Raw genomic sequence first — 12,631 nt, 5'->3', positions numbered from 1 at the left:
CAAGGCAAGGCGCAGCCGGGTCATGAGGCTCAGTGAATGATGTCGAGATGCGCGGTAGGCGGAAGCTCCACGAGCTGACGCCCGATCTCGTGCAGCAGGACGTCGAGCACCGGCTTGAGCCGATCGAACTCCTGCTGGCGCAGGTTCGAGGCCGCCGACTCGAACAGCATCAGCGCCAGCTCGGCCACCCGATCGAGTCCGCCGGTCGCGTCCTCCGCGGCCGAGAAGGCGGCGTCGTCGAGAAAGCCATCCTGGCTGCTCGCCGTCACATCGATGACGATCCCGCGCGCCTCGCCAACGCGATCCCCGGCATCCCGATTGAAGCGCCCGCGTGCCAGAACCCACCGCACGTCATCGGCCTCCGGAACCGTCCGGAATCGGGCCACGAACAGGCCGCCTCGCCGGCGGCGGTCGTCGATCAGCGAACCGATCCGTGGTTGATCGTCCGGATGGACGCGGTCGAGCAGTACCGCGAAGGTGCTGCCGCGGTCGCCCCGGGCCCGGGGCACACCAAGCATCGCCGCCGCGACCGCGTCGCAGCGCAGGACCCCGTCGTCGAGATGCCATTCCCAGGTGCCGACATCCGACGCGGCGAGCGCGCGTGCCACACGTTCACTGCCCCGCCGCCTTGGCCGCGCGTCGACCCCCACAGGCCTGCTCTCCCATCACGCTTCGAAGGTGCTGCCCGACCTCGGGGATGCTCAGAGCAATACTAGAAGCACTCCAACCTTGGCACAACGCATTGCGTGAGGTTCTCGCCCATATCGAGCGAAATCCGTTGACATTCATGCACGCGCGTAAGTTCCGATCAGCATGCCCTTGGCCGCGACGAGGCCTTCCATCGCCTTGAGAAGAGTCCCGCGACCCGGATTTTCCGCGAGGTCGAGGCGCTGACGCAGGGCATAGATCTGGAACAGATATGCGTGCTGGCCGTGACCGCTGGGCGGATCCGGCGGAAGCCAGGCCGTCTGCAGGAAGCTGTTCCGACCGAGCGGAAGGCTCGGATCGGTGGCGGGCTTCGAGACATCCCCTTCGCCCAGGCCGGCCAGACCGGCGGGGAGATTCCAGGCGATCAGATGGACCAGCGGATGCGGCGTCGGGCTGCCGGCATCCTCCACCAGAAGCACCAGGGATTCCGTGCCCGGCGGCAGGCCGCTCCAGGCGAGCGGCGGCGACACACCCGCGCCATCCGCGGTGAAGCGGGCCGGCATCGCGGCCCCATCGGCGAAGGCGGAACTGCTCAGCGTGAGCGAGGCCGGAACGTCCGGAAAGACTTCGTGGAACGCCGTCTTCTCGATGCCGGCCCTCAGGCCCGACAGGGCTTCGCCCACAACGCTGGGTATCTTCTCGAGCATCGCCGTCGTCTCCGCCGGAGTGCCAACGGCGAAGGGGGAGCGCAGTTCAGTTCCGCCGCTCGGCTGCGACCATGTAGTTCACCGCCTTGTCGCGGCCGGTGCGCCAGCCGTCGGTCAGCGGGTTGTAGACCACGCCGACCGTATCGGTCACCGACAGGCCGCCCGCCTGGATCGCGCGGCCGAGCTCGTCCGGCGTCACGAATTTTTCCCACTTGTGCGTGCCCCGAGGCAGCCAGCCGAGGACGTACTCTGCGCCCACGATCGCGAGCGCGAAGGAGCGCATCGTCCGGTTGAGCGTCGCGGCGAACAGCATCCCGCCCGGCTTCACCGCCGCGCAGGCCGTGCGCACGAAGGCCGGCATGTCGGAGACGTGCTCGACGACCTCCATGATCAGCACGGCGTCGAAGCTTTCGCCCGCGGCCACGACCGCCTCGATCGTCTCGCCGCGATACGTGACCGGCACGCCCGCCGCCTCGGCATGGGATCGGGCCACCGCGATGTTCTGCTCGGCCGGGTCCAGCCCCGTCACGGTCGCGCCGAGCCGGGCCAGCGGCTCCGACAGCACGCCGCCGCCGCAGCCGACATCGCAGATCGTGAGGCCATGGAGCGGGAAGGGCGCGCGCGGATCGCGTCCGTGATGGCGGCAGAGGAAGTCGCGGAGATAGGCGAGTCGCACCGGGTTGAAGCGGTGCAGCACCCGCATCGGCCCGGCCTCGTCCCACCACGTCGCAGCGAGCGCATCGAAGCGGGCAACCTCGCCGTGGTCGACGAATCCGCCATTGCCGCGATCCGTGGCTGCCCTGTCCATGCGCGTCCCGTCCTCGAAAGTCTGCCTGCGCCTTAGCACGACGGCGTCATCGGAGTCGCCGCGGCGTGCAGGCGCCATCGGGGCGTCCTGCTTGGCCGGTTGTTGACACCTTACCGAGCCGCTTGTACCCGCCCCACACCCTTGGGACCGACCCGCTTCGGTTCTGTCCAGCAGCTTTCGAAGAACCCGCGCCATCGGGACCCCGCGATCGAGAGACCATGCCCCGTCTGGTGATGAAATTCGGCGGCACCTCCGTCGCCAACGTCGATCGCATCCGCAACGTGGCGCGCCACGTCGCCCGCGAGGTGGCGGCCGGCTACGACGTCGCCGTGATCGTCTCGGCCATGTCGGGCAAGACCAACGAACTGGTCGACTGGGTCAAGGACGCCAACCCGCTCTACGATCCGAAAGAATACGACGCCGTCGTCGCCTCGGGTGAGCTTGTCACCGCCGGCCTCCTGGCGATCGCGCTGCAGAAGGACGGGCTGAAGGCCCGCTCCTGGCAGGGCTGGCAGATCCCGGTCGTGACCTCGGACGCGCACGGCTCGGCCCGCATCGCCGAGATCGACCCGAAGAACCTCGAAGCCGGATTCGCCAAGGGCGAGGTCGCCGTGATCGCGGGCTTCCAGGGCATCCATGCCGAGACCGGCCGGGTGACGACGCTGGGCCGCGGCGGCTCCGACACCTCCGCGGTAGCGGTGGCGGCCGCGATCGGCGCCGAGCGCTGCGACATCTACACGGACGTGGACGGGGTCTACACCACGGATCCGCGCATCGTGCCGAAGGCCCGCCGTATGGAGCGGGTCACCTTCGAGGAGATGCTGGAGATGGCCTCGCTGGGGGCCAAGGTGCTGCAGGTGCGCTCGGTGGAGCTCGCCATGGTCCACCGGGTGCCGACGACCGTGCGCTCCTCCTTCGATCCGCCGGACGCCGCGCGCCCGGGCACCCTCATCTGCGACGAGGACGACATCGTGGAACAGCAGATCATCACCGGGATCGCCTTTTCCCGGGACGAGGCCCAGATCACCCTGCGCAAGGTCAAGGACAGCCCCGGCGTCGCCGCCGCGATCTTCGGCCCGCTGGCCGACGCCAACATCAACGTCGACATGATCATCCAGACCGTGTCGGGCGACCAGTCGACCACCGACATGACCTTCACGGTCCCGTCCGCCGAATACGATCGTGCCCGGAAGATCCTCGACGAGGCGCGGACGCAGATCGGCTACGCGCAGATCGAGGGCGCCACCGATGTGGTGAAGGTCTCGGCGATCGGCGTCGGCATGCGCAGCCACGCGGGCGTCGCCGCCAAGGCGTTCCGGGCGCTCGCCGAGAAGGGAATCAACATCCGCGCGATCACCACCTCGGAGATCAAGTTCTCCGTGTTGATCGAGGCCGCCTACACGGAGCTTGCCGTCCGCACGCTCCACTCGCTATACGGCCTTGATCAGGCCTGAGCCTGGGACGACGCGGTTTCGATCAGGGCGCATGGTGTGACCTGAACTGTCGCGGGCCGTTTCGCCGATCCCAGAGCGTGTCTGGAGCGTGCGGCACGGTCCATCCGGCGCCGGCCGTCCCGAGCTTGGCGCCAAGGTTGCAGGGTGGTCGACGCCAAGGCCGCTCACCGACGCTGGAACGACGAAACGATGCCCGCTGCGCCCGGAGGCCCGCGCCTGCTGCTGCGCCGCCTCCGCGAAGCGATGGCGGAGCCGGTCAGCCCCCAGGCGCGCCTCGACCGCATCGTCGTCCTGATCGCCGCCAACGTCGTGGCCGAGGTCTGCTCGGTCTACGTCTTGCGGGATGACAACACCCTTGAGCTGTTCGCCACCGAGGGCCTGAACCGCGAGGCGGTCCACCAGACCCGGATGCGCACCGACGAGGGCCTCGTCGGCCTCATCGCCCGCACGGCCGAGCCGCTTTCCCTCTCCGACGCCCAGAACCACCCGGCCTTCTCGTACCGGCCGGAGACCGGCGAAGAGGCCTATCACGCCTTCCTCGGGGTGCCGCTGCTGCGCGCCGGCAACACGCTCGGCGTCCTGACCGTTCAGAACAGGACCTACCGGGTCTATTCCGAGGAGGAGATCGAGGCGCTCCAGACCACCGCCATGGTGCTCTCGGAGATGATCGCCTCGGGCGAGCTGGAGGGGCTGGCACCGGATGCCGGCACTGCCGCCCGCCGCCCGGTCCTGGCCCGGGGCATCGCCCTCGCCGATGGGATCGGCCTCGGCTACGTGGTGCTGCACGAGCCCCGCGTCGTCGTGAAGACGCTGATCGCCGAGAACGTCGAGCGCGAGGTCGCCCGGCTTGACGAGGCGATCGAGGAGGTGCGCTCGGCGATCGACGCCCTGGTGGAGCGCGGCGACCGGATCGGCACGGCGGAATCCCGCGAGGTGCTGGAGACCGTCCGGATGTTCGCCCACGACAAGGGCTGGCTCCGGCGCATGCGCGAGGCGGTGGCCTCCGGCCTGACCGCGGAAGCGGCGGTCGAGCGGGTCCAGTCGGACAACCGCGCCAAGATGTTGCGGCAGTCCGATCCGTACCTGCGGGAGCGGCTGCACGATCTCGACGACTTGGCCAACCGGCTGCTGCGCGCCCTGATCGGCCCCGAGGCGGCTGGGGTGCTGGTCCTGCCCGAGAATGCCATCCTGGTGGCCCGGACCATGGGTCCAGCGGCGCTCCTCGACTACGAGGCCTCGACGCTGCGCGGCATCGTGCTGGAGGAGGGCGGCCCGACCAGCCATGTCGCCATCGTCGCCCGGGCGCTGGGCATCCCGGCCGTGGGCGAGGTGGAGAACGCCGCGGCGCTCTGCGACGCGGGCGATGCCATCATCGTCGACGGTGTGGCGGGCGAGATCCATGTCCGGCCCGGCCCCGAGGTCGAGGCCGCCTATGCCGAGATGGTGCGGCTACGCGCCCGCCGGCAGGAGCAGTACCGGGCGCTGCGCGACGTGCCGGCCCGGACCCGCGACGGGGTGCGGGTCGGGCTGCACCTCAATGCCGGGCTGCTGGTGGATTTCAGCCATCTGGAGGAGACCGGCGCCGAGGGCGTCGGCCTGTTCCGCACCGAGCTGCAATTCATGGTGGCGCAGCGCATGCCCTCGGCCGCCGAGCAGCAGGAACTCTACCGCAAGGTGTTCGCCGCCTCGAAGGGCAAGCCCGTGACGGTGCGCACCCTCGATATCGGCGGCGACAAGATCCTGCCCTACATGGCCAAGCTCGAGGAGGAGAACCCGGCGCTCGGCTGGCGGGCGATCCGCATCGGCCTCGACCGGCCGGCTTTGCTGCGGATGCAGCTCCGCGCGCTCCTGAAGGCGGCGAACGGCGACCCGCTCAAGATCATGTTCCCGATGGTCGCCACGGTGGACGAGTTCGTCCGCGCCCGCGGCATCGTCGAGCGCGAGAAGGCCTATCTCAAGCGCCACGGCTACGCGCTTCCGACCGATTGCCGGCTGGGCGCGATGATCGAAGTGCCCTCGCTGCTGTTCCAGATCGACGAGATCGCCCGGGAGGCCGACTTCCTGTCGGTCGGCTCGAACGACCTGATGCAGTTCCTGTTCGCGGTGGATCGCGAGAATCGCCGGGTGGCCAACCGGTTCGATCCGCTCAGCGTCGCGGCGCTCAGGGCGTTCCGGTTGATCGCCGAGCGGTCGAACGCCGCCGGCTGCCCGGTGACGGTCTGCGGTGAGATTGGCGGCCGCCCCCTCGACGCGATGGCGCTGATCGGCCTCGGCTACCGGGACCTGTCGATGTCGCCGGCCGCCATCGGACCGGTCAAGGCGATGGTGCTGAGTCTCGACGCCAAGGCGGTCGCCGAACTCATCGACACCGAGATGGCCCGGATGCACGATGGCGATTCCCTGCGCCCGGCGCTCACCGCCTTCGCGCATGCAAACGGCGTCCCTATCTAGAAGCTGGACCCTTGCCGGATATCCGGTCGGGGTTGTACGGCAACGCCACGACGCTCTCGGGCGGCGCGCCGCGGGTCTCGCTCTCGAACGGGAGACGCGTGGAGGAGAACTGGACGCCAGGTCTCGAACCTGCGGACCAACACCTTTCCGCGTCCGAGACGTGATCCGCGCCCCGACCGGGACGCCGCGCACAGAGCTCTAGAAACACGGGCGATGATCCCCTTTCCCACCGAGCGCCTCGACGCCATCCTGGCGCGGCACGATATCGTCACGGCGCAGCTCGCCTCGGGCGAGGGCGACCCGGACACCGTGGTCCAGCTCTCGCGCGAGCTGTCCGATCTCGATCCCGTCGTGGCGGCGATCCGCCACTATCGGGCCTCCCTGGAGAACCTCGCCGGCGTCGAGGCTTTGATCGACGAGCCGGGCACCGATGCCGAGATGCGGGCGCTCGCGGCCGAGGAGAAGCCGGAGGCGCAGGCCGCGCTGGAGGCGGCGCATCGCGACCTGCAGCTCCTGCTGCTGCCCAAGGACGCGGCCGACGAGAAGAGCGCCATCCTGGAAGTCCGCGCCGGAACCGGCGGTGACGAGGCGGCGCTCTTCGCCGGCGACCTGTTCCGCATGTACGCGAAATATGCCGAGTCGAAGGGCTGGCGGGTCGAGGTCATCTCCGAGAGCGAGGGCACGGTCGGCGGCTTCCGGGAGGTCGTGGCCGAGGTGAAGGGCCGGGGCGTGTTCGCGCGCCTCAAATACGAGAGCGGCGCCCACCGGGTGCAGCGCGTGCCCGACACGGAGACGCAGGGGCGGATCCACACCTCCGCCGCCACCGTGGCGGTGCTGCCCGAGGCCGAGGAGGTCGACATCCACGTCAACGACGCGGATCTGAAGATCGACACGATGCGCGCCCAGGGTGCGGGCGGCCAGCACGTGAACAAGACGGAATCGGCGATCCGCATCACCCATCTGCCGACGGGCATCGTGGTGTTCGTTCAGGAGGAGCGGTCGCAGCACAAGAACCGCGCCCGCGCCATGGCGCTGCTGCGCGCCCGGCTCTACGAGGCCGAGCGGAGCGCCAAGGATTCCGCCCGGGCGGCCGACCGCAAGGCTCAGGTCGGCTCGGGCGACCGCAGCGAGCGCATCCGCACCTACAATTTCCCGCAGGGGCGCGTGACCGATCACCGGATCAACCTGACCCTCTACAAGCTCGAGGAAGTGATGGCCGGGACCGCCCTCGACGAGGTGGTGGACGCGCTCATCACCGAGCATCAGGCCGAACTGCTCGCGGCCGAGGGCATGGCCTGAGCGGCGTGGCGATGTCGGGATCGAGCCGGGGCCTGACCCGCCGCGCCGCCCTGCGGCATTGCACGGCGGCGCTGGAGGCGGGCGGCCTCGGCCAAGCGGTGGGCGATGCCCGCTTCCTGCTGCTCGGGATCCTCGGGCTTGAGGCCCGCGACCTGCTCCTCGCCGGGGATCGTCCCCTGGACGATGGCGAAGCGGCCGCGCTGGATGCCGCCCTGGCTCGGCGCCTGTCCGGCGAGCCGGTTGCCCGCATCCTCGGCAGCTGGGAGTTCTGGGGGTTGCCCATCCGGCTCGCACCCGAGACCCTGGTCCCGCGGCCCGATACCGAGATCCTGGTCGAGGCCGCACTCGCGACCGTACCGGACCGGAGCGCGCCGCTGCGCTGTCTCGACCTCGGTACCGGCTCGGGCTGCATCCTGGCGGCACTTCTCAGCGAGCTTCCCCGCGCCTTCGGGATCGGGCTCGACCGTTCGGCGGCGGCGCTCGCAACGGCACGACACAATATCGTGGCGAACGGATTCGGTAGACGCTCGGCCTTCGCCGCGGCGGATTGGTGCGACGCGATCCAGGGAACTTTCGATCTCGTGGTCTCGAACCCACCCTATATCGCGCGCGACGTCATCCCTGGGCTGCATCGGGAGGTGCGGATGCACGATCCGCTGGCGGCCCTCGACGGCGGAGCCGACGGCCTCGATGCCTACAGACGCATCCTCGATGGCGTCCGGATGCGGAACCTTCTCGCTCCTGGCGGAGCGCTCGCCCTCGAGATCGGCTACGATCAGGCGGCAGCGGTCCGCGGCCTTGCCGCTGCGGCCGGCTTCACGGATCGCGGCCTGACCCGCGATCTGGCCGGCCACGATCGCGTCTTGTGCTTCGGCCTTCCCAAAGCCTCTCGGGATCCCCAAGTCAGGCCCGGGCTCCGATAGATCCCGGCTCGACCGCGCCGCAATCAAGGCGCGGCGCGTCGCTCTTATAGGCGCGCTCTCTTGGGCCCGAGCGGCCCCCACTTCGACAGAGCGCCGTCGCGTCGAAAAAATGCTTGTTGCCTGAGCCGGGGAACGCTAGTGTTGACTTGAAGATCGCGAACGGTTCGTTAAGACGGACAACGCTATGGTCGGTGACGACCACAGGTCGCCGATGGGTTCGCTGATCCCCAAACCGTTGGACCAGAGCGCGCGTGACGGCGCGGCGGTTTAACTGCACTCGAACCTGACAATCAGCTGGTTTCCGGTGCCTGGCCCGGGCACGCGGTGCGAGGGATGGTCAGACAGACGCGACGGTCGCTGTGCGGCCACACGCGCGGCGCCGCCGGGTGCGCTTGACCGGTTCGCGTCTCGAACTCCCGATCGGGCGCCTCCGAAGACAGTCGTTTGCGTGAACGAGGGTCATTACAGACCGATGAGACCAAACCAGAATCGACGGATGCGCGGCCGGAATCGGCCGAAAGGTCCGAACCCGCTGACGCGCTCGTACGAATCCAACGGTCCCGACGTCAAAATCCGCGGCACCGCACAGCACATCGCCGACAAATACGCCCAGCTCGCGCGCGATGCGCTGGCGGCGGGCGATCCGGTTGCTGCCGAGAACTATTTTCAGCACGGTGAGCACTATTTCCGGATTGTCTCCGGTGCTCAGGAGCAGACTCGTCCTGCCAATACAGGCGGTTATGCCAGTCGACCCTACGACGACGAGTTGGACGAGGGTGACGAGGACGGTCAGGGCAACGGCGCGTCCCAGAACGGCCACGCCTATAACGGCTACGACGACGGCGATCCGAGCCAGCAGCCTCAGCCCTACGAGACGCGCGGCGACCTGAATCAGGACGGACGCCCGAACCGGGACCGGTTCCAGAACCGCGACCAGCGTCGCTTCGACAACAATGGCCGCCAGGACTACCGCCGGCAGGACCAGCCGCGCCAGGATTACCAGCGGCCGGATTACCAGCGCCCGGACTACCGGCAGGAGCGGCAGGCCAACCGGCAGGACCGTCAGGATTACGGCCGGCCGGACTATCGGCAGGAGCGCGGCGACAACCGGCAGGAGGGGTTCCAGGAGAACCGCCAAGAGAGCCGCCAAGAGAGCCGGCCGGAGAACCGCCAGGATGTCCGGGCCGATCAGGGCCGCTACGATAACGGGCGCGGGGAGACCATGCGCGCGGAACCACGCCAGGAGGCCCGGCAAGAGACCCGGCAAGAAACCCGGCAGGAGCCTCGCTCGGAGGCACGCCCGGAGCGGGCTCCCCGCAGCGAGGCTGCACGGGCGGAATCCGCCCCCCGGCGCGAACGCCGCCGCGAAGCGACGCCCGTCGCCGCCGAGGATCCGGCCGGCCTGCCGGCCTTCCTGATGGCCCCGGCCCGGCCCGCCCCGGCGGCCGAGCCGCCGGCGGGTCCGGAGCCGGAAGCCGCTGCCGAGGAGGCTCCGGCCGCCAAGCCGCGTCGGCGCCGCCGCCCGCGCTTCGAGAGCGTGGCGGAGGAGGGCGAGGCCCGCACGTCCGCCGAGGACGCAGCGACCGAATAAGTCGAAACCGATCCCGATCGGTGACGTCGAAGGGCCGCTCCGGGCAATCGGGGCGGCCCTTCGCTTACGCGGTGGTCACGCCCGAGCGGCGCGCCAATCGGGATAGGCGTGGACCCGGTGGATCAGACGGTGCCCGCGGCCGACCTCGCCGAAGGGTGCGATGTCCCAGTCCCATGCCGCCTCCGGCGGGGGGAGGGCGACCCCGAACATCAGATCGAGACTGTCGGTGATCCGGCCGGCGCGAACCTCCTCACGCTGGACCGTGTCGGTGATCAGGCAGACTCGCCCAGCCCCCCGTGCGACGGCGTCGAGGGCTGCAAGATGGGTCTCGATCAGATGCGCACCGAGGCCGGGCGGCGCTTCCCGGCCCCTTGCCTCATAGACATCGAGCGGCACGATCGGGATCTGCGACAGCAGGTTGGCTGAGACGATCAGATCGGCCCCCGCACAGAACGCGGCCGAGCCCCCGGTCAGGCCCGCGCTGATCTCAGCGGTCACCAAGCGGACATTGGGGTGACGCCCGGCCGCCCATCGCGCCGGCCAGGGATGGACCGCATCCACCAGGGTCACGCGGGCAAAGAGAGCGGCGAGGCGGTCCAGGGGCACGTCGTCGAGAAGCCCGGAGCCGAGGATGACGGCATGCCCACGCTGCGCTGTCGCCTCGGCGGCGGCGGCGATCACGCGCCGCGCCCGCTCCAGATGCGGTGCCCAGGCGGCGCGGCAGCGGCGCGACCGGGCGTGGAGCAATCCGCTCTGCCGGACGTAACCCCGCCGTCGCAGGCCCAAAGGCGCCGGATTGAGCAGCGACAGCGCCCAGGCGGCCAGCATCGTGGTCGCGCTCAGCCCTCGTCTGAGGAGCGGGTGCCGCCCTGCGGCCCGCGATAGCCGGTCGCCAGCACGTAGAGTTCGCTCGAATCAGCCCGGCTCGCCGCCGGCTTCACGTGGCGCACCACGGCGAAGTCGCGCTTCAGGTCGTTCAGCAGCGCCCCCTCGGTGCCGCCCTGCAGCACCTTGGCGAGATAGGCCCCCCCCGGCCCGAGCACCTCGCGGGCAAATTCCGCGGCCGTCTCGGCGAGGCCGATGATGCGCAGATGGTCGGTCTTCTTGTGCCCGGTCGCGTTGGCCGCCATGTCGGACATCACGAGATCGGCGGGGCCGCCGAGCAGCGCGGTCAGCGTGGCCGGTGCTTCTGGATCGAGGAAGTCCAGCGTGATGAACGCGACACCGGCCATCGGCTCGATCTCGAGGAGATCGATGCCGACGACCTTGCCGGAGGGACCCACCACCCGCGCGGCGACCTGCGACCAGCCCCCCGGTGCCGCGCCGAGGTCGACGATCCTCTGACCGGGTCGCAGCAACTTGTAGCGCTCATCGATTTCGATGAGCTTGTAGGCCGCGCGGGACCGGTAGCCCTCGCGCTTGGCCCGGGCCACGTAGGGATCGTTGAGCTGACGCTCCAGCCAGCGCTTCTGCGACAGGGTTCGTCCGCGGCCGGTCTTGACCCGCTGCTTCAGTTCCCCGCGCACACCACCGCCGGAACTCGCCCCACCGCGCCGGTCGCTCATCGTGCTGCTCTCATCGGCGATGCCGCCATCGGCAATGCCTTCATCGAACTGCCTTCCGGTTCCAGACCCCGTCCTCCCGCATCATGTTCATCAGCAGGCCTTCGCGCAGACCCCGGTCGGCGATCCGCAGGCGGTCGGACGGGAAGGCCCGACGGATCGCCTCCAGGATCGCGCAGCCGGCAAGCACGAGGTCGGCCCGGTCGCGGCCGATGCAGGGATTGTCGGCCCGCTGTTCCAGCCGCGTGTCGAGCAGGTCGTCGATGGCGGTGGTGACGGCGGCGTCGTTCATCCACAGGCCGTCGACGCGTCGCCGCTCGTAACGCGCGAGCCGCAGATGCATGGCGGCGATCGTCGTGACGGTGCCCGACGTGCCGAGAAGGTGGAAGTGCGACGCCGTCGCGGCCGCCGCTGCCCGGATCGCGAAGGGCGAGAGCTTCTCGGCCACTTCCTCGACCATGCCCTCGAACATGCGCCGGGTGACCTCGGCACCGCCGTGGCGCTCGGCCAAAGTCACGACACCCACGGGGAGGGAATCCCAAGCCCGGATCCGAAGCGTCGGGTCAGTCGATGGGTTGGCGGCCGCGCCGTCGAGCCACGCGATCTCCGTGGAGCCGCCGCCGATATCGAAGATCACGACCGATTCGGCGAGCGGGTCGGCGAGCGCCGCGCAACCGGTGACAGCGAGATAGGCCTCGGTCTGGCGATCGACGATCTCAAGGTCGAGGCCCACGCCCCGGCGGACACGCTCGACGAAATCTGCCCCGTTCACCGCGAGCCTGCACGCTTCCGTAGCGATCACCTTGGCCCGCTGCACGCCCCGGGCCTGCATCTTGGTCCGGCAGATGCGCAGGGCCTCGACGGTGCGCTCGATCGCGGCCTCGTTCAGCCGGTCGGAGGTGCCGAGGCCCTCGCCGAGCCGGACGATCCGCGAGAACGCGTCGATCACGCGGAAACCGCTGAAGGTCGGCTCGGCGATCAGCAGGCGGCAATTGTTGGTGCCAAGGTCCAGCGCCCCGTAGGCCGGGCGACGGCGCTCGCGGCCCGTCAGCGGGCCGGGCGGTTGGGGCGGCGCTGCGCCGATCTGGATTCGGGACGGCGCGGCCGCGGCGGTCTCGTCCCTCATCGGCGCGGCCGTCGATCCTTCGGGTCGGCCGGGAGCGCGGTGCTCGGCCTGAACTGACTTAT

Annotated in this window: 11 protein-coding genes; 5 read left to right on the top strand and 6 right to left on the bottom strand. The window is 69.9% G+C overall.

The genetic code is table 11. The features are described from left to right. Window positions 1-29 precede the first annotated feature (29 nt). The 3 genes from FVE89_RS19625 to ubiG all read right to left on the bottom strand — a co-directional run bounded on the left by FVE89_RS19625 (window position 30) and on the right by ubiG (window position 2,163). Window positions 30-650 (bottom strand): PAS domain-containing protein, encoded by a 621-nt coding sequence (locus tag FVE89_RS19625; protein ID WP_160535895.1) that lies wholly within the window; start codon window positions 648-650, stop codon window positions 30-32. Between the two features lie 135 nt (window positions 651-785). After that, window positions 786-1,355: a YbhB/YbcL family Raf kinase inhibitor-like protein gene (locus tag FVE89_RS19620; RefSeq protein ID WP_160535893.1), complete on the bottom strand. Its 570-nt coding sequence runs from the start codon at window positions 1,353-1,355 to the stop codon at window positions 786-788. A gap of 46 nt (window positions 1,356-1,401) precedes the next feature. After that, window positions 1,402-2,163: a bifunctional 2-polyprenyl-6-hydroxyphenol methylase/3-demethylubiquinol 3-O-methyltransferase UbiG gene (gene ubiG / locus FVE89_RS19615; RefSeq protein ID WP_160535891.1), complete on the bottom strand. Its 762-nt coding sequence runs from the start codon at window positions 2,161-2,163 to the stop codon at window positions 1,402-1,404. Window positions 2,164-2,381: 218 nt separating this feature from the next. Between ubiG and FVE89_RS19610 the strand changes: the two genes are divergently transcribed. The 5 genes from FVE89_RS19610 to FVE89_RS19590 all read left to right on the top strand — a co-directional run bounded on the left by FVE89_RS19610 (window position 2,382) and on the right by FVE89_RS19590 (window position 9,881). Next, window positions 2,382-3,617 carry an aspartate kinase gene (locus FVE89_RS19610; protein WP_160535889.1) on the top strand — a complete coding sequence of 412 codons (1,236 nt, stop codon included), beginning with the start codon at window positions 2,382-2,384 and terminating at the stop codon, window positions 3,615-3,617. Between the two features lie 189 nt (window positions 3,618-3,806). Then, window positions 3,807-6,068 carry a phosphoenolpyruvate--protein phosphotransferase gene (gene ptsP / locus FVE89_RS19605; protein WP_160535887.1) on the top strand — a complete coding sequence of 754 codons (2,262 nt, stop codon included), beginning with the start codon at window positions 3,807-3,809 and terminating at the stop codon, window positions 6,066-6,068. A gap of 213 nt (window positions 6,069-6,281) precedes the next feature. Then, entirely contained in the window at window positions 6,282-7,367 is a 1,086-nt protein-coding gene (gene prfA, locus FVE89_RS19600; RefSeq protein ID WP_160535885.1) for a peptide chain release factor 1, read from the top strand. An 11-nt stretch (window positions 7,368-7,378) separates the two neighbouring features. After that, on the top strand, window positions 7,379-8,290 hold the full coding sequence (gene prmC, locus FVE89_RS19595) for a peptide chain release factor N(5)-glutamine methyltransferase (RefSeq protein WP_160535882.1): 912 nt from the start codon (window positions 7,379-7,381) through the stop codon (window positions 8,288-8,290). A 496-nt stretch (window positions 8,291-8,786) separates the two neighbouring features. After that, window positions 8,787-9,881, top strand: coding sequence for a DUF4167 domain-containing protein (locus FVE89_RS19590; RefSeq protein ID WP_160535880.1), 1,095 nt, complete (start codon window positions 8,787-8,789; stop codon window positions 9,879-9,881). Window positions 9,882-9,956: 75 nt separating this feature from the next. Here FVE89_RS19590 and FVE89_RS19585 read toward each other — a convergent pair whose 3' ends face one another. The 3 genes from FVE89_RS19585 to FVE89_RS19575 are packed head-to-tail and all read right to left on the bottom strand — an operon-like array spanning window position 9,957 to window position 12,569. Beyond that, complete coding sequence (locus FVE89_RS19585) at window positions 9,957-10,709, bottom strand: hypothetical protein (protein WP_160535878.1); 753 nt, start codon at window positions 10,707-10,709, stop codon at window positions 9,957-9,959. 11 nt (window positions 10,710-10,720) lie between these two features. After that, window positions 10,721-11,446, bottom strand: coding sequence for an RlmE family RNA methyltransferase (locus FVE89_RS19580; protein ID WP_160535876.1), 726 nt, complete (start codon window positions 11,444-11,446; stop codon window positions 10,721-10,723). 40 nt (window positions 11,447-11,486) lie between these two features. After that, on the bottom strand, window positions 11,487-12,569 hold the full coding sequence (locus tag FVE89_RS19575) for a Ppx/GppA phosphatase family protein (RefSeq protein WP_160535874.1): 1,083 nt from the start codon (window positions 12,567-12,569) through the stop codon (window positions 11,487-11,489). Window positions 12,570-12,631: the final 62 nt, after the last annotated feature.

Origin of the sequence: Methylobacterium sp. 2A (assembly GCF_009806555.1) — a bacterium.
GTDB lineage: Bacteria > Pseudomonadota > Alphaproteobacteria > Rhizobiales > Beijerinckiaceae > Methylobacterium.
This window is presented reverse-complemented; position numbering and strand designations above follow the sequence as displayed.